This window comes from Pseudomonas sp. CH61, assembly GCF_059429415.1.
Window position 1 is genome coordinate 4,457,710 of record NZ_CM182098.1, and the last position, 18,314, is coordinate 4,476,023.

The 18,314-nt window shown below is 59.4% G+C and carries 12 protein-coding genes; 5 read left to right on the top strand and 7 right to left on the bottom strand.

Translation table 11 applies throughout. The features are described from left to right. Positions 1-52 precede the first annotated feature (52 nt). Entirely contained in the window at positions 53-5,167 is a 5,115-nt protein-coding gene (locus AC5SEM_RS19910; RefSeq protein ID WP_495471114.1) for a dermonecrotic toxin domain-containing protein, read from the top strand. Positions 5,168-5,300: 133 nt separating this feature from the next. Here the strand turns inward: AC5SEM_RS19910 and AC5SEM_RS19915 are convergent, their stop codons facing one another. The 5 genes from AC5SEM_RS19915 to AC5SEM_RS19935 form a co-directional block, all read right to left on the bottom strand. Continuing rightward, positions 5,301-5,804 carry a CS1 type fimbrial major subunit gene (locus AC5SEM_RS19915; protein WP_495471115.1) on the bottom strand — a complete coding sequence of 168 codons (504 nt, stop codon included), beginning with the start codon at positions 5,802-5,804 and terminating at the stop codon, positions 5,301-5,303. 33 nt (positions 5,805-5,837) lie between these two features. Next, on the bottom strand, positions 5,838-6,581 hold the full coding sequence (locus AC5SEM_RS19920; RefSeq protein ID WP_495471116.1) for a molecular chaperone: 744 nt from the start codon (positions 6,579-6,581) through the stop codon (positions 5,838-5,840). Between the two features lie 44 nt (positions 6,582-6,625). Then, on the bottom strand, positions 6,626-7,843 hold the full coding sequence (locus AC5SEM_RS19925; RefSeq protein ID WP_495471117.1) for a hypothetical protein: 1,218 nt from the start codon (positions 7,841-7,843) through the stop codon (positions 6,626-6,628). A gap of 4 nt (positions 7,844-7,847) precedes the next feature. Then, positions 7,848-10,370 (bottom strand): CS1-pili formation C-terminal domain-containing protein, encoded by a 2,523-nt coding sequence (locus AC5SEM_RS19930; RefSeq protein WP_495471118.1) that lies wholly within the window; start codon positions 10,368-10,370, stop codon positions 7,848-7,850. A gap of 113 nt (positions 10,371-10,483) precedes the next feature. Next, complete coding sequence (locus tag AC5SEM_RS19935) at positions 10,484-10,975, bottom strand: CS1 type fimbrial major subunit (RefSeq protein ID WP_137219346.1); 492 nt, start codon at positions 10,973-10,975, stop codon at positions 10,484-10,486. Positions 10,976-11,485: 510 nt separating this feature from the next. Here AC5SEM_RS19935 and AC5SEM_RS19940 point away from each other — a divergent pair. Next, a complete protein-coding gene (locus AC5SEM_RS19940; protein ID WP_495471119.1) occupies positions 11,486-12,061 on the top strand; it encodes a PadR family transcriptional regulator in 576 nt (191 codons plus the stop codon). After that, the gene (locus AC5SEM_RS19945; RefSeq protein WP_495471120.1) at positions 12,058-12,843 is read left to right on the top strand and encodes a siderophore-interacting protein; all 786 of its coding nucleotides are present in this window, start codon (positions 12,058-12,060) and stop codon (positions 12,841-12,843) included. The genes AC5SEM_RS19940 and AC5SEM_RS19945 overlap by 4 nt, the downstream gene beginning before the upstream one ends. A gap of 102 nt (positions 12,844-12,945) precedes the next feature. Here the strand turns inward: AC5SEM_RS19945 and AC5SEM_RS19950 are convergent, their stop codons facing one another. Next, positions 12,946-13,587: a Pr6Pr family membrane protein gene (locus AC5SEM_RS19950; RefSeq protein ID WP_495471121.1), complete on the bottom strand. Its 642-nt coding sequence runs from the start codon at positions 13,585-13,587 to the stop codon at positions 12,946-12,948. Between the two features lies 1 nt (position 13,588). After that, on the bottom strand, positions 13,589-13,819 hold the full coding sequence (locus tag AC5SEM_RS19955; protein ID WP_007916799.1) for a VF530 family protein: 231 nt from the start codon (positions 13,817-13,819) through the stop codon (positions 13,589-13,591). A 300-nt stretch (positions 13,820-14,119) separates the two neighbouring features. Between AC5SEM_RS19955 and AC5SEM_RS19960 the strand changes: the two genes are divergently transcribed. Together AC5SEM_RS19960 and AC5SEM_RS19965 are read left to right on the top strand one after the other, a co-directional pair. Then, entirely contained in the window at positions 14,120-15,481 is a 1,362-nt protein-coding gene (locus AC5SEM_RS19960; RefSeq protein ID WP_093430619.1) for a carbohydrate porin, read from the top strand. Between the two features lie 218 nt (positions 15,482-15,699). Continuing rightward, complete coding sequence (locus AC5SEM_RS19965) at positions 15,700-18,111, top strand: glucose/quinate/shikimate family membrane-bound PQQ-dependent dehydrogenase (RefSeq protein ID WP_495471122.1); 2,412 nt, start codon at positions 15,700-15,702, stop codon at positions 18,109-18,111. Positions 18,112-18,314: the final 203 nt, after the last annotated feature.

The window sequence follows — 18,314 nt, forward strand, 5'->3', positions numbered from 1 at the left end:
TGCCCTGCCGTGGGTAGGCTGATCACTCCTCAACAATCAAGGATGATTGGCCATGTCTCTCTCTCCCCTGCCTGCGGACAACGCGGACAAAGGACGGCACTACGATTTCATCAAGTCCGCCGTCAACGACAATTTCAAAACCGCCACCGTCAGCCGGGGCGTCGCCTTGGCAGCTTCGCCACTGAAGATTCAATCCTGGTACACCAGCGCGCCCGCCGCATACCTGAACAAACTCGCCGCCGCCAATCTCAAGGCCTGGAGTTCGCAGAACCGCGTTGATCAGCTGTTGGCCAAAACCGATCTGTATGCCTTCGCCGAGCCGCTGCTCAAGGCGAAAATCAAGGAACGTCACGGCATCGAGCCGGACGTCAAAAGTACCTTTCTGCGCCTGTACCTGCCGAAAGACAAACCGTGGTACGCCATTGAGGTTTCCAGGGGCGTCGTTACCCGCACGGTCTCGCTACTGGATGCCGCCCTGCACAACTTCGCCAGCAGTGAAACCATCGGGCATGGCTCGGACTACATCAGCCAACCCGATGCGCGAGGCTTGTTCGATGTCGTGCCGATCAAAGGTGCAATGCCCATCAGCCAGTTCCAGACGCTGTGCCGCGATCTGGACATCGGTGCGCAGTATAAAAAGCATCTGGAAAGCTACCTGTTGCCCGGCGAACCGCTGGCCGCAGGCGTACTGCAATACAAGGTGAACGAGAGTCAGAAAGACGCCCTCGCCGTCGCTGCGCATCTGGCCTTGATCAAGGAAGATATCCAGTACGACGCCTACAAGATGCTGCTGACCTTGGCCGAAGACAAACCGCAGTTGCTGCTCAACGGTCGCTCAATGCAGTGCTCTGACCTGTCGTTGCTCGGCACCCGACTGACCGGCATCCTGCTGTTGACGCATACGGTTTCAGACAGTCGCGGCGTTCGACGCCTGATCGTCTACATCCCCCACGACCCGGATCATCCGCTCAAGGAGTACGACTCTCTGAAGGCGTTCCGCGATGAATTGGTGCGCCAGTTTCGTGAAGACCGACTCAGCGAATCGACCGGACAGACCTACCGTCAGTTCTTCAGCCAGTTCGTTGATCAGCAGCAGCGCGGGCACTTCTTTGCCGAGCTGGAACAACGGCTGTTTATCGTCAGGTATCACCCGCGGCAGGATCCGATCGATCAGCGACCGGCGTGGCGCAAGGATCCGCTGGACAACCCGAACCTGCAATTCAGCCGGGTGCAATTATCGGGCGATTACTGGCGCCACGCCTACCAGCAAAAGCTCAACAAGATCCTCAACGACGCGCGGGAAATCGCCGTCTCCACTGCCGATACCGACAGCAAGGCACGCTGGGCCTGGTGGGACAACTTCAAGAAAATCCTCTCGGACATTTTCAATGTCGCACTGTTGATCGCCACACCGTTCGTGCCCGGGCTGGGCGAATTGATGATGGCCTACACCGCTTACCAACTGACCAGCGACGTCATCGAAGGCATCGTCGATCTGGCCGAAGGCCTGTGGCAGGAAGCCGCCGGGCATGTCATCAGCGTGGTGACCGACATCATTCAGCTGGCCGCCTTCACCGCCGGCGCGCAGATCGGCGAAGCCTTTCGCGTCAAGCTGTCACCGCTGGTTGACGGCATGAAACCGGTGAAACTGCCCAATGGCAAAAACAGCTTATGGCACCCGGACCTGAGTCCTTACGAACGCAACGACCTGATGCTCTCGCCAGACGCCAAACCCGACCGCCATGGCCTGCATCAGCACGGCAACGAAAACATCCTGCCGCTGGAGGGCAAGCTGTACTTCGTCGAAAAAGCCTCGACTGACGCGACGTCCAACACCCACCGCATCAAACACCCGACCCGCGCCAACGCCTACAAACCCAAGATCGAACACAACGGCCACGGCGCCTGGGTGCATGAAGTGGAAACACCGCAAGACTGGCCGGATCAAGCGCTGATGCGGCGACTGGGCCACAGCGTCGAACGCTTCTCCCCTACCGAGCTGGAACAGATCCGCGTTGGCAGCGGCACCGATCACAACACGCTGCGCCAAATGCATATCGACAACAGCCCGCCCCCGCCGCTACTGGCCGATACGGTCAAACGTTTCAGCGCTTACGACGAGGTGCTGACGGCCAGTGCCGACATACGTAGCGGTCGCCCGATCGATGCGCAGGCGGTCTGGCTGGAACCGATGTTGACCGCGTTGCCGGGCTGGCCGGACAGCAAAGCAATGGAGGTGTTTGCCGATGCCAGCCTGAGCGGCTATTCGCGCAAATACGGCAACCCGCAGGCGGCGCCGACCGATACGTTGAGCATCAGTCAGGGCGATCTCAACGCGGGCCGGTTAGTGGATCGGGTGGTGGACTTTCTCGGTGACGAGGACTTGAATCATCTGACCGGCCACGCTGCCACCCGCGACGACCGTATCGCCTTCTTGCGCAATCGGCTCGCGGACGCGGTCGATGAGCGTCGCAGCGCCGTCGCGCGTCACGTTTATCAGGCCGGTGAACGCTCCGGCAACGCCGACATCCGCGTGGTCAAACAGACCTTTCCCGAGCTTCCACTAGTGCTGGCGGAGAAAGTCGTGGCCCAGGCCAGCCCGGCCGAATTGCAAAGAGTCGTCGACGAACAACGCCTGTCTCTGCGCCTGAAGAACCAGGCCCGAGAGCTGAATTTCGAAGCCTGCGCCGCCCGCGCCTACGACGGTTTTTTTCGCGATGAGCTGATCACCGCCGACACCGAAAGACTGGCCCTCAACACCTTGAAATTTTACATCGACAGCTTCAGCGACCAGCGCATCGAGGTCCGCGACGGAACCTGGGACGGCCCGTTGCGCTGCAGCGCCGGACCACAGGATGCGACCAGCGTGCGGCGCCTGATCCGCGATGAACAGGGCCGCTATGCGGTGCTCGACGGCAGCAACCGCACGCTGCATGACGCCGACGATTTCTATGCATCGCTGCTGCGCGTGGTACCCGAACAGACCCAGTCGGTATTCGGGCATCAACACGGCCGCAGTCATGCACTGAAACGCTGGATCATGGCAAAAGCCGAGCCGCCTGCCGAGCGCCGGACCGTGCTGGCCGAACCGCCCATTCGCCCGGTGGTGAGCATGGAAACAGAGGCCCTGGTACGCGGCTTACCGCGGTTCCTCCGTCGATCGACACTGGAGGAAAAAGTCAGGGACATGTATCCAAAAATGAGTGAAAGGGAAGCAGGCGCGTTCATTGAGGCATTGGCACGCAAGGGCGAGCCGGCAGACGCGATCATGCGCCTTGAAAACGATCGCAAGGAACTGCACGAAGAACTGGCGAATTGGGCTAACAGGTATCGCGAACCGGACCCCGAATCAGAATACATTTCCCTTTCATGGGACTACTTGCACGAAGGCGGTCAATTTATCGAAACACGGCTGATCGATTGCTTTGATCGCCAAAGCGAATTTTCAGGTGAGCGCAACGTGCATCCTGAGCAAGGCTATACGCTGGACTTGTCTTTTGAGTTTCCGGGTCACGACCTTGAGCGCTGGTGGAATGACCTGCGCAGGCGGCCAAAGATGAAAAAATACTTTGATCGCATCACGGCATTGAAACTTGACCGGGCGCGCCTTTCTTCAGACCCCAGCGCTCTGCTGAGTACCTTCCCTGACCTTCGCCAATTGAGCGCCCGCCACTGCGAGTTGAAAGAAATACCGTCCATCCTCGGGTTGATGCGCCAGCTCAAAGATCTGGATCTGGCCGATAACCACATCACACTGACCAACGAATCCAGCCAGCAACTGGCCGGGCTGGATCAACTCCGAACGCTGAATCTGAATGGCAATCCCCTGCATCAGCCACCCGATGTCGGACGGATGGATCATTTGACTGAACTGCGCCTGGCCAAGACGAAAATCCAGACCTGGCCTGAAGGTTTGTTTGGCGTCGACGCAGTCGACAAACAGCGGCCACAAAGCTTCTTTCTGGATCTGCGCGGTGCGCCAATCAACACCTTGCCCGAGGTCGTTTCCGGACCCGCTCAGGCAAAAATGCTGAACCGGGCGCGCTTCGATACGGAGCGATTGTCCAACGAAGATCGCCTGCGGTATGGCCAATACCGTGAATCCATAGGCCTCCCTTTCGTGCAGGATGACTTTCCGGCCGCAAAAAACGAGATCAGCTATTGGCAATTGTTTCCCAAGGATTCCATTGACTTCAGTCCGTCAGGATCGCTCAGCAAGTATCGCAAGGAGTCCTGGCATGACCTGATGGCCGAACCCTATTCGGAAGGTTTTTTCAGCGTGATTCGCAAGCAGCGAGAGAGCGCCGACTACCAAACGGATCATGGCCGCAGACGCTTGACCCAGCGGGTCTGGGAAATGGTCGATGCTGCCGCGCTTGATGACCGGCTGCGGGAAAAACTGTTCAAGCAGATTGTGTCACCCAAAGACTGCGGAGATCTCGGCGCGCAGTTGTTCAACTCATTGGGAATGAAAGTGCTGGTATCGAAGGCATACGCCGGGTCGACCTCAGCCAGCGAGCTGGACGCCAGGCTGGTGCGCCTGGCGCGCAGTGCAGCCCGGTTGGACCGGGTTGCCGATGAAGCCCGGGTCGAGTACAAAAACCAGATTGAACAAAACCTCATGGATCCCGGTATACCCGCGCCAGACGAGGCGGAAATTCATCTGGCATTCGAGATAGGTCTGGCCGAGAGACTGGAACTGCCCTGGCAGTCCGAGAGCATGCTTTATCCCTTGCGTTCCGGTGTCTTCAAAGAACAAATCGAAACTGCCTTCAGGATGATCACCAAGCTCGAACAGGGCGACGGACTGGTCAACGGGATGATCGATCTCACCTCCGAAAACTTCTGGGAAGAACATTTACGCCGTACCCACCCGAAAGACTACGAAGCCAATGACCGTTTGTTCGACGACAAATCAGGGCAGCTCGAAGAGCTGCGCAGCGCGCAGGCTGAATGGGCCAACGCCACCCCCCAGACACCTCTGAATGAGCTGGCGCGAAAACTGGAAAGACTCGCCGATCTCTTGGGTGTTTCCCAGGCTGAGGTGTTCAGCGGCGACGCCATGAGCGATAAGACCTACACACGACTGTTCGACAAAATCGCTTACGCTCGCAAAGAGCTTTCCAGAAAATTGACTCGTAAAGCCATGACCACGGCCGGTCTCTGACGACGAACGTTAACACCCGGCCAGCCCAGACAAGGACTGGCCGGAATGCACGCCGACTAACGTTGCCAGCAACACCAGCCAATCAAACCTTTTCATCTACACCTCTGCCTCTGTCGGGCATTTTCAGTGTTCTTCACTCCGCACCCGGCGCCTTGGCGTTGAACATCAGCACCACATTGCCGTAGTAATCGCCTGAGCGATAACCCCCAGCAGGCTCGATCGGGTCGATCTTCAACGCCACACGCTTGCCCCCGGAAGCTTCTTCCTCGGACAACACCTGACGCGGGATGATGTGCGAACTCAGCTCGACATCATTGAATGACACACGCAAATCGATCACTTCACCGGGCCGGCCGTTCGCCAGGTATGGGTCGAAGGCCAGGCGCGCTTCAATCGCGCTGCTGTCATGGCGCACATCGAAATTGCGCATCAGCCCGTTCAGGGTCGAGCGCGGGTAATCCCACTCAAGCCGCTGCGGCCGGTGAATCCAGCCAGGCTCCGCCGGGATGATGTAGAACGGCCGGCTGGGAATGGTCAGGGACACTTCGAAGGTGTGCTCTTCGCGCGCGGCCCACGCCCCGGTGCCGGCCAGCGCCGTGGCGGCCAGCAGCGCGGCGGCAGTGCATTGCTTGATCATGTTGGGTACCCGATGCGTCAATGGAAAACAAACCTAGCGACTGGCGGTCTTCATGGTTTTCTTCTCGCTGCCCTCGACCAGGAAGAAGCTGTACTGGCGGCCCTTTTCCTTGTCGAAGGCGAAGGTCTTGCCCGCCAGCACATGGTGTTTGGTGGTCGCGCCGCAGTCGCTTTCCTTGCTCAGTGAACAGCTCTTGAACTCATCGACAATCAGCACGGTGTTACCGTCGTTGCGCAGTTCATAGCGGCTGTCGGTGTCATTGATGACGGTGGCGAAGCGCGCATTCCTGGGCCGCACAAAGAAGATCGTGCCGAAGCCGGTCATCACGTTGACCCCGGCCGAGAGCGAGTTTTTATAGTCTTCGCGCTCCTCGTTGCCGACCACAAATTCGTCTTCCTTTTCCGGCACCACCGGGACAAAGCGCACGCGAAAGTATCGCTCGCGATCACGCTCGCCCATGTACAGCAAACGCGTCCCTTGCATACCCTGAGCCGGCACGATCAGCCGCGCCGGGCTGGCCATCACACCATTGCGCGAAGCGCCATCGGCGGCATTTGCCACGGGCACTTCCTTGGGCAGTCCATCAGCGCCATAGATGATTTCCAGCACGTTGATCTTGACGAACGCCGTGGCATCGCCGCTGTTGAACACCCGTTTCAGGTAGGTACTTTTATCGGCATCGAGATAGTCGTAGACAGTGCCGACATTGATCTGCGGACCGGCCTGCGCCGTCAGGCAAAACACACTGAGCACGCCCAGCAGAAAACCACGTTTCATCGCGTTCAACTCCATGAAATTCGAAAAGGGCCGGACTGGGGCACTCACACATCCGAGTCCCAGATAATGGTGATGTTGCCGCGCAGCCGGTCGTTCAGACCGGGGCGCAGGAGGAAATCGATCGCTGAGGGTTCCAGCTCGAAATGCATCGCGCCGGGTTTGCGATCCACATAGAGACTGGGCTGGAACGAGCTGGACCAATCATTGACGTTCAATGGAATCCTGTTGACGGGAACACCGGGACCACCGGGGCCGTCGATTCCCGCCGGTAAACTCATCGAGACCCTGACCCGAACGGAGTTGCCCAAAGGGCTGCCGAGGTTGCAGTACGGCCCGCCCTGGGAATCGCACAGCATCATGACTTTGAAGCGCGATGACGCAGAAATGTAGAAGGGTTGATCGCGAAAGATCCGCTTCGGCTTGCGCCCGCTGTCGATCCATGGCGCCCAGCCACCTTCAGGTTCCAGCGATACTTTGTTGCCACCCGGTGGCAGATCGACTTTGAGGGTGTGCTGCACGTCCAGCACGAAGTCCAGGGTCAGGTTGCCGTCGTCCGGCTGAAACGTCGCACCCATGTCGAAATCGCCGCCGGGTCCCATCGAGTAGGTGGTCGATCCGGTATACAGACCGCTCGACATGCCCAACGGGTTAGGGGTTTTCAATTCATACGCAAAATCAATCTTCTCAAAATACATCGAGGGGATTCGGAAAGCAGCGGTCTTGGTGCAGGGCGCTTGCACAGGCGTCTGCCAGAAAAAACGATAGGTGCGATCGCTGTACCCGGCAACGCTAGTGCCTTGGCAAGGCGCCGGGGCATAGAGCCAACCGCTAAGGGACGTCCAGAGGATGTCATGGCCTGTGGGGGCTGCTACTCCGGTCAGGTCATCCACGCTATCGCTGAGGACAAATCGGGAGCCAATGCCGGTGATGCGTACCTCTACGGTCTCCGTTTCCTGAGTATCCTGATTAGTCACCGCCAACCGTTTCCAGCCAGCAGGAACCTGCAGCGAGACATCGTCACCCTGCCTAAGCTCGCCTGAGCTGAAGCGGACGGGCAACTCAATGCTGAACATGTTGTTGCTGGCGCATTGCGCGGGGAAGTTCACGCAATAACCACTATTGGGTGTCTGATTGATGAACAGATTCTTGCCCGGCTGCGAGGGGTCAGGCTGAAACAACGCGCGGATTTCCTGATTGATCGCTTGTGCCGTGGACATACTCAGCGCCAGCGCCAATGCACAACCACCTGTAAATATCTTCATAAGATCAACCTGCCTTCTGTTCGGTGGAGGTGACGTCGGCCAGGGTGTCCGGCGTGCAACGCAGGTCGCCGATCATCAACACGTTGTTCTCGCTGCGATGGTCGGACTCGTTGAGGCGGAACTGGCACAGCAACTGATTGCCCTGGCGCACTTCCAGGGTCGGCGAACCGGCATTCATTTCCATCGAGAAGAACCCATCGACTTCGGTTACCCCACGGCTGGCGTGGTTGATCACGTGATGGCCCTTGAGCGGCCGCCCTTGCTCGTCGATGAGTCGGCCGAGCACGGTCAGGGTTTTCATCACGCGGACCTTGCGGTACTCGACGCCGCCCTTGTTCAGGTGATAGCGGGTACGCGCCGGTTCGATGGTGGCGGCCGGCACGTTGTTGCCTTCGAAGTCGAAACTCACCGAGCTGTTCTGATAGGCGGTAATCGGGATGAAGTTGCGCCCCGGCTTCAACGCCGCTCCGCCACCGCTGTAATCGTCAGCGCGCAGGACGATGTCGTCGATGTCCGACTCGACATCGACGATCATCCCGGCGCCGCGTACCTCGCTCTGGCTGGTCATGAGCATCTGCTGGCCGCCGACCACCAAGGTGCTGTCGACGTTGAGGCCGCCAGTGAAGTTGCCGTTGTAGGAGGAGCGCTGAATGAAGCCATCACCATTGACCGCGTCGGTGCGGAAGTTGGCAAGGCTGGCGACGCCCACCCCGTAAGTGTCGGTGAGTGCCGTGAGCGACACGTTTTGCAGGACGTGATCCTGAAAATCCTTGCGCCAGCCGAGGGAGGCGTTGTTGTCACGCGTGCCGTCGCGGGCCGTGCGCGTTCCGATACTGCCGGTGATCTGCTGGCCGGGTGCGCCGAGCGCCATGTTGATGCTCAGGTCGACCCCGCGATTGCGCGCATCGCCACTGCTGAAACTGCCCGGCCGATCGAAAATCGACAGGCGCCAACTGGCATCGCTACCCAGCACCATCGTGCGCTGGGTCCAGCCCAGATCCACACCCATGCCCTCGACATTGCCCTCGCTGTGGGAAACCCTCGCGTTAACCGAGCTTTTGCTGCTCAGCCGATGGTTGAGCGCCAGTGACGAGTTACTGGTCTGGCCGATAAACACATTGCGCGGGCGAACGCGGGTGCCGTCCGGCAAGGTGTCGTAGGTGTAAGTGGTGTCGAGCCAGCTGCGGTTGTGGCTGACGACCACGCTGCCCGAGCCATAGTTGTAAAGGCTTTGCAGATCGAGACCGGTGCCGTAGTCCTCGGTTTTATAAACGTTGGCGTACAGGCTGATGTGATTGGCCAGCGTCCAGTCGATGGACGTGCCGTATTGCAGCTTTTCACGAATCTGCCGCGCCGACAGGCCGAGAATCACCCGTGGATGCAGCAAGTAGTTCAGCGAGGCACCTGCGGTCGGGCTGCCGCTGGCCTGGGTGTCCCAGTTGCTCAGCAGTTTCTGTTCTTCACCGGCGAACACGTTGTAGCGCCAGCGTTCGTCGAGGTTGCGCCAGTTGTTGGGCTTGTACACCAACTCCTGGGTGGTGGAGGTGATCTGGCCGTCTTCGATCAGACGCACTTCCACTTCATAAATACCGCCGGGCAACGGTCGGGTATCGAGGGTCTGCAAACCGGCGGGCACCGATTGCGTATTGATCAGCAAGCCATCGCGCCAGATCTCGACGGAACCCTGGCGGTTGGCGGTGACGTAGATCGGATAAACGCTGGGCATCGGGCTGTTGATGGCCAGGCTGTCGGAGCTGCCATACATCACGCCGACGGCGGTGTCGGGGCTGGTGCCAAACGTACGCGGCTGGCGCGTCAGCCCTTCGGAATTGGGGGTGAAATAACCCAGACGGAAGAAACTGCCTTGCAGTTCGCGCTGGGTGTGCAGCTCTTGAATGGCGTGATAAAGCTTGTCGTCCGGACCGCCGAGACGGGCCAATTGCAGGTTGAGCGTCTGGCTCCAGTTGCCCAGGCTTGAACTGGCCTCGAGGCCGAAGCGTCCGCCGAGATCCTGGTCCTGACCACCATTGAGATTGAGCTGGTTGCGCACCATCAAGCCATGGCTTCCGCCATCAGGCTGTTCGTAGTAACGCTTGGCCTCAACATCGCGCTCGGCGTTTTCAGTGAGGATCGAGACCAGCGAATTTTCCAGGTTGTAGTGCACCGCCAGAAACTGGTCCGGGCAGGAACCGCTGCACGCCCCTAGCGGCACGCCGGGCTTGAGATAACTCGCCCACTTTTCACGTTCGGCGGGGCCAAAGCGGTTTTCGCTGGTGTCGGTGAATTCGAGCAGGGTGATGCGGTCATCGCGGGACAACACCACCATGGCCTCACCCAGCGGTTGCTGGTCGACTTCGACCCGTACCGCGAGCGGCACATCAAAGAAATGCTCCTCGAAATCCGCCGGCAAACCCTTCGCCTGCGCCAGCAAACTGCGGGGTGTGGTACCGGTGGAGTTGGAAGCCACGGCTGCGCTGGCACAAAACAACAGCGCAAGCGCAGCCGCGATGGGTGTCATCGGGAACATGAACTCGTACTCTGATTTACAAACAAGGAAAGTCCGGCGGGGCAAACACTGCTGACTGCCCCGTCGGTTAGCGCCACTTTTAAAAGTGCACGCTTAGTGCCTGATCAATGTGATCAGTTGGTCGCAACCGGTGGCACGGCATCGAAGATCATTGCCACGGAACCGGTGTAATCGCCCGGCTGGAAGTTGCTGCCGCGAGCGCTGATTTTCAGCGGTGCGCGGTAGTTGACATCCGACTCGGATTCGCCGACGACCATTTGTGGAGTCAGGGTCAGTTCCTTGTTATTGAGCAAGACTTGCAGGTCGATCGAAGTGTTACCGGCGACCAGTTTCGGCTGGCTTTCGAGGCTGGCGTGTACCGAGCCGTTGTTGTTACGCACATCGAAGAAGCCGTTGACGTCGCGCATCTTGCCGGTGGTTGGCTGATAGCTCATGTCCTGGTCCTTGTTGACCAGATCCGGATCCGTCGGCACTACATAGAAACCGTTGGTCGGCACATGCGCGACAAGGCTGATCGAGTGCGACGCTTCACCAGCGGCGAATGCGCCAGTGGAACCCAGTGCCAGAAGAGCCAGTGGAGCGGCGATTGCGAGTTTCTTGAACATCGTTATGTACCTGTTTTCTTGATAGGGGGATGAACATTGAAAGTTCAAGACAATCACTGCCCGAGTCGCTGCCCGAGTTGAGCCAGGTCAAACTTGAACTTTCAATGCCCGGGCATCATCGACTGTTACCTCTGGAATGTAAGCAGGCAACTTCCGACAACGTCGTAGTTAATCAACCCTAAGACCTGCGAGAAAAAAGAACAAAAAACAGATATTCGAAACAGCGACTGTAAGTTCCACCCTACAGACAGTTTCAGTTAAAAAACCATACAGCAACTTCGTCTCGCCACCACGGTAACTTGCAGTTATTTAGAATATGTACTCTAGAGCAAATAGAGTGATGACTTTAACTCTGAAGTTATTGTTTCCGACATCCGGTCAAAAAATGTCTGCTTGCGTTCGTTTCGCTTCTGCCGCTCGTCAGCCAACACCCCGTTTTTCAGAAAAACGTCTTGCGTCGCGCTTAAGATATATCTTAAGTTGTATCTAAACACGACGAGAGAAGACGAAATGAGAGACCATCATTCCCCCCACCGCGAACACGGCGACGGCCGTGACGGCTTCGAAAAACGCCCCGGACGCGAGCGCGGCGGCCGTGGTCCACGGGTGTTCGCCCCCGGTGACCTGAAATTGCTGCTGCTCGCGCTGGTCGCCGAGCAGCCATGCCACGGCTACGACCTGATCCGCCAGATCGAAGGCATGTTCGATGGCGCCTACAGCCCAAGCCCCGGGGTGATCTACCCGACCCTGACCTTTCTCGAAGAAAGCGAGCTGATCACCGGCGACGCCGAGGGCGGCAAAAAACGCTACAGCGTCACCGAGGCCGGGCGTTTGTCTTTAAGCGAACAAGCCGTTGCCCTCGACGGCGTGCGCATGCGCATCGATGTGAGCAAACGTTCACTGCGCGGCCATGATCGTCCGCCGGAAATCCACGAGGCGGTACACAACCTGCGTCATGCCCTGCAAATGCACCACGGCCGCTGGAGCCCGGCAGAAATCCTGCGCGTGCGTGACCTGCTCAACGACACCGCCAAAGCCATCGTCGACGGCCCTGCCGTTCAACCTGTTGCGGAGAAAAGCGAATGACTGCAGTCGATACCCAAACCATTCACCGCGTGATGCACGAAATCAAACGCCGCAAGCTTGAGGTGTTGCGCGTGGTCGACCTGACGCCACGCATGCGCCGCATCACCCTCGGCGGGCCGGAGCTGGCCGGGTTTATCAGCCTCGGTACCGACGACCACGTCAAACTGCTGTTCCCGCAGAACGCCGAACAGGCGGCGGCGCTGGAGACGATGGTGCTCGGCGCTGGCAAGGACGATGGACCGAAACCCGAAATGCGCGACTACACCCCGCGTCGCTACGACCTCGATGCGCTGGAACTGGACATCGATTTCGTCCTGCACGGTGACGGCCCGGCGTCGACCTGGGCGGAACAAGCCAAACCGGGGCAATTCCTGCACATCGGCGGCCCGCGCGGCTCGATGATCGTGCCGGACATTTTCGACAGCTATTTGCTGATCGGCGACGAAACCGCCCTGCCCGCCATCGCCCGTCGCCTCGAAGGTCTGGCGGCCAATCGCAAGGCGCTGGTGGTGATCGAAGTGGAAAACGGCGCCGAGCAGCAAGTGCTGGAAAGCCCGGCGCAGGTCAATGTGATCTGGGTGCTGCGCGAAGGCAGCAAGGACAATTTGCTGGCGACGGTGAAGCAATTGCAGGTGCCCACGGGCAATCTGTATGCCTGGGTGGCGACCGAAACGAAAGTTTCACGGCAGATTCGCCGGGTGCTGATCGATGAGCATGGGCTGGATGAGCAACTGATCAAAGCCGTCGGCTACTGGCGCGCCGAAGGTTCCGAAGAAGAGTGATATCCCTTGTAGGAGTGAGCCTGCTCGCGATAGCGGAGTGTCAGTCAATAAATTTGCAACTGTTCCACCGCCATCGCGAGCAGGCTCACTCCTACAGGTGCTTTAACTTCGTACGGCTTGCCAGCGGTCGAGGCTGATGACCAACAACCCAATCAGCACAAACCCCAGCAATATCCCCCCGGCATTGACCAGCACCTGTGGATAACCCAACAGCGCCACATCAATGAACGGATACGCATACGCGCCGAGCAAATGCCCGCGCAGCAAGGCGTAGATGAAATACACCAGCGGATAAATCAGCCACACCGGCAGGTGCCACCAGCGCAAAGTGCCCTTGGGCACGCACACCCACCAATACCCCAGAAACAGCAACGGCATCACGTCGTGCAGCAACTCGTCAGCGATAAACTGCCAGCCTTCCGGGTGCCACAAATGCCGCAGCAAAAGGCTGTAGGCCAGGCCGACCACAGCGATGCTCACGGTAATCGCGCTACTCACCCACGGCTGCAGAAACCACCGGCGCGCGGCGGATTCACGATCAGTCACGGCACAGGTCAGCACCGTCGCCACCAGCGTATTGGTCAGAATCGTGAAGTAACTGAAGAAACTCACCAACCCGCCCAACAGGCTGGCGCCGACACTCAGGCGCGCGAAAAAAATCAGGTAAAGCTGAATGCCCAACCCCGCCCAGCCCAATACGGCTGCGCAGGTGATCAGGCGACGGCGCCAACAACCGGCGTCCATCTCAAAGCGGTCGCTTGGTGCGCATCAATTTCACGTACAGACGCTCGACCTTTTCGCGCGCCCATGGCGTTTTACGCAGGAACGTCAGGCTCGACTTGATGCTCGGATCACTCTTGAAGCAGCGAATATCGATGCGCTCGGCCAGTCCCGACCATTCGTAATGGCTCACCAGTGCATTGAGGATCTGTTCAAGGGTGACGCCGTGCAGCGGATCGGGAGTTTGTTCGTTCATGCCAGGCCTTTGGGCGAAGTGAAAATGCGGAAGCCGCGCACCTTAGCCGAGGGGCTGACCGGGTGGAAGGCCTGACTTCAAATGTAGGCCAACCTGGAAAGATCGCAGGCCACGACCCGGCCGACAATGCGCCCGTTTGCCGCACTGTTACCGAATCCGAAACGCTGCATGTTCACAAAAGGCCTTTGTCTTTTTGTAACAGATCTTTATCCTGCCGCCCTTCCGCTGAATCGCTTCACTGCCTGCGACATATTGAAGCGCTCGAATTGCACCCCGAAAACACCAAAAAAAGACTGAGCCATGCCCGATTTTTCCTTCTCCCGAGACAGCGCTATCTCAACCCTGCGCACCCTTGGCGGCTTTACCGCCCTCGGCCTCGCCACTTGCGTTCAAGCGGCGCCCGCGTTCGACAGTGAATCACCGTACATGCTCGGTGACTGGAACGGCACGCGCACCGAACTCTCGGAAAAAGGCTACGACTTCAAGCTCGATTACACCGGCGAAATGGGCAGCAACCTGCACGGCGGCTACGACCACGACCGCACTGCGCGCTATAGCGATCAGTTCGGCCTGGGCACGCACCTGGATTTGCAGAAGATCCTCGGCTGGGACGATGCCGAGTTTCAACTGACCATCACCAAACGCAGCGGCAACAACATCAGCAACGACCGCATCAACGATCCGCGCGTTGGCGGCTTCACCTCGGCCCAGGAAGTCTGGGGCCGTGGCCAGACCACGCGCCTGACGCAGATGTGGTATCAGCAGAAATTCTTCGATCAGAAACTCGACATCAAGGTCGGTCGTTTCGGCGAAGGCGAAGACTTCAACAGCTTCCCGTGCGACTTCCAGAACCTGGCGTTCTGCGGCTCGCAGGTCGGCAACTGGGTCGGCGGCATCTGGTACAACTGGCCGGTCAGCCAATGGGCGCTGCGCGTCAAATATCACCTGACCCCAGAGCTGTACGCACAGGTCGGCGCTTACGAGCAGAACCCGTCGAACCTCGATCGCGGCAACGGTTTCAAACTCAGCGGCAGCGGCACCCAGGGCGCGATCCTGCCGATCGAACTGGTGTGGACGCCGAAACTCAACGGCCTGCCGGGTGAATACCGTGCCGGTTACTACTACAGCAACGCCAACGCCAGCGACGTCTATAAAGACAGCCACGGCCAACCGGCGGCCCTGAGCGGTGAAGCCTATCGCAGCGCGTCGAGCAAACACGGCGTGTGGCTGGGTATTCAGCAGCAAATCACCAGCATGGCCAGCGATAACTCGCGCGGCCTCAGCGTGTTCGCCAACGGCACGATGCACGACAAGAAAACCAACGCGATCGACAACTACGTGCAGGCCGGCATCACCTACAAAGGCCCGTTCGATGCGCGCGCCAAGGATGACATCGGTTTCGCCCTCGCCCGCGTGCACGTCAACCCGGCCTTCCGCAAAAACGCCGAAGCCAGCAACCGCGCCAACGCCGTGTACGACTACGACGATCCGTCCTTCCTGCCGCCGCAAGACACCGAATACAGCGCCGAGCTGTATTACGGCGTGCACGTGACCAACTGGCTGACCGTACGCCCGAACCTGCAATACATCCGCCACCCCGGTGGCGTGAACAACGTCGACGACGCCCTGATCGGCGGGATCAAGATCCAGTCCTCGTTCTAAAGCACACCACGGATCAAATGTAGGAGTGAGCCTGCTCGCGATAGCGGTGTTTCAGGCGACATCTCCAGTGACTGAAACACCGCTATCGCGAGCAGGCTCACTCCTACAGATGAATTTAGCAAGCTAGACAAGTTTTTATCTGAACCATGCCTGTGCCAAATCGTCATCTAAAGTGACTACAGCGCGGGACTACATAAAACGTCACGGAGAATCACACTATGAGCACCGAAAGTGCTTCGAGTCGGGGCCGTTTGCTACCGAGCCTGCTCGGCATTCTGCTTCTACTGATGGGCCTGGCCATGTTGGCCGGTGGGGTCAAGCTGAGCATGCTCGGCGGCTCGCTGTACTACCTGCTGGCCGGTATCGGCATCGCGCTGTCCGGCATTCTGATGCTGATGCGCCGTCGCGCGGCGCTGGGCCTGTACGCCATCGTTCTGTTTGCCAGCACCGTTTGGGCGCTGTGGGAAGTCGGTCTGGACTGGTGGCAACTGGTGCCACGCCTGGCCCTGTGGTTTGTCCTCGGCTTCGTCATGCTGCTGCCGTGGTTCCGTCGTCCGCTGCTGCTTGACGGCCCGGCGCCGATGGGCACTGGCGGTCTGACCGTCGCTGTGGTGCTGGCCGGCGTCACCGCTCTGGCCAGCCTGTTCACCCACCCGGGCGAAACCTTCGGCGAACTGGGCCGCGACACCGCGGACACCACCAGCACCGCGCCAGCCATGCCCGATGGCGACTGGCAGGCCTACGGCCGCACCGAATTCGGTGACCGCTACTCGCCGCTGAAGCAGATCACCCCGGCCAACGTCGGCAAGCTGCAAGAAGCCTGGCGCATCCAGACCGGCGACCTGCCAACGGCAGATGATCCGGTCGAACTGACCAATGAAAACACCCCGCTGAAAGCCAACGGCATGATCTACGCCTGCACCGCGCACAGCAAAGTGTTGGCCCTGGACCCGGACACCGGCAAAGAACTGTGGCGCTTCGACCCACAGATCAAGAGCCCGGTCGGCTTCAAAGGCTTCGCGCACATGACTTGCCGTGGCGTGTCGTACTACGACGAAGCCGCTTACGCGAAAACTGAAAACGCAGCCTCGGCGGTGATTTCCGAAGCTGGCAAAGCCGTTGCTCAGGCCTGCCCGCGTCGTCTGTACCTGCCAACCGCTGATGCTCGCCTGATCGCACTGAACGCCGACACCGGCAAGATCTGCGAAGGCTTCGGCAACAAAGGCGTGGTTGACCTGACTCAAGGCATCGGCCCGTTCACCGCTGGTGGCTACTACTCCACCTCGCCGGCCGCGATTACCCGTGATCTGGTGATCATGGGCGGTCACGTCACCGACAACGAATCGACCAACGAGCCATCGGGCGTGATCCGCGCTTTCGACGTGCGCGACGGTCACCTCGTGTGGAACTGGGACAGCGACAAGCCAGACGCCACCGAGCCTTTGGCACCGGGCGAAACCTACAGCCGCAACTCCGCGAACATGTGGTCGCTGGCCAGTGTCGACGAAAAACTCGGCATGGTTTACCTGCCACTGGGCAACCAGACTCCAGACCAGTGGGGCGCTGACCGCACCCCGGGCGCCGAGAAATTCAGCGCCGGTGTAGTTGCTCTGGACCTGGCCACCGGCAAAGTGCGCTGGAACTACCAGTTCACCCACCACGACCTGTGGGACATGGACGTTGGCAGCCAGCCAACCCTGCTCGACATGAAAACCGCCGACGGCGTGAAACCGGCGCTGATCGCTCCGACCAAACAGGGCAGCCTGTACGTCCTCGACCGTCGTGACGGCACGCCGATCATTCCGATCAAGGAAATCCCGGTCCCGCAAGGCGCCGTCAAAGGCGACCACACCGCACCGACCCAGGCCCGTTCGGACCTCAACCTGCTGGCCCCGGAACTCACCGAAAAAGCCATGTGGGGCGCGAGCCCGTTCGACCAGATGCTGTGCCGCATCCAGTTCAAGGAACTGCGTTATGAAGGCCAGTACACCCCGCCGTCGGAACAGGGCAGCCTGATCTATCCGGGTAACGTTGGCGTGTTCAACTGGGGCGGCGTCTCGGTCGACCCGGTTCGCCAGATGCTGTTCACCAGCCCGAACTACATGGCCTTCGTTTCGAAAATGGTGCCACGCGAGCAAGTCGCCGCCGGCAGCAAACGCGAAAGCGAAACCGCTGGTGTGCAGCCAAACACCGGCGCGCCATACGCGGTGATCATGCACCCGTTCATGTCGCCACTCGGCGTACCGTGCCAGGCACCGGCCTGGGGCTACGTGGCCGGTATCGACCTGACCACCGGCAAAGTCGTGTGGAAACGTAAAAACGGCACCAGCCGCGACAGCTCGCCAATCCCGATCGGCTTCACCCTGGGTGTGCCGAGCATGGGCGGTTCGATGGTCACGGCTGGGGGCGTCGGCTTCCTCAGCGGCACCCTCGACCAGTACCTGCGCGCGTACGACGTGAACAGCGGTAAAGAGCTGTGGAAATCGCGTCTGCCGGCGGGTGGTCAAGCGACCCCGATGACTTACACCGGCAAGGACGGCAAGCAATACGTGCTGCTGGTTGTCGGCGGTCACGGCTCGCTGGGCACCAAGATGGGTGACTACGTGATTGCGTACAAACTGCCGGAGTAAGTTTTAGCGGCGGTAAAAATGAAGGCGATGCCCGCAAGGGACATCGCCTTTTTTGTGCACGCCATTTCTGCATCCACAGGAGAACCCTGTGGGAGCGAGCCTGCTCGCGAAGGCGTCAGCACATTCAACAGCTACGGTGCCTGACACACCGCTTTCGCGAGCAGGCTCGCTCCCACAGGTTGAAATGCGTTGATCTGTGGGAA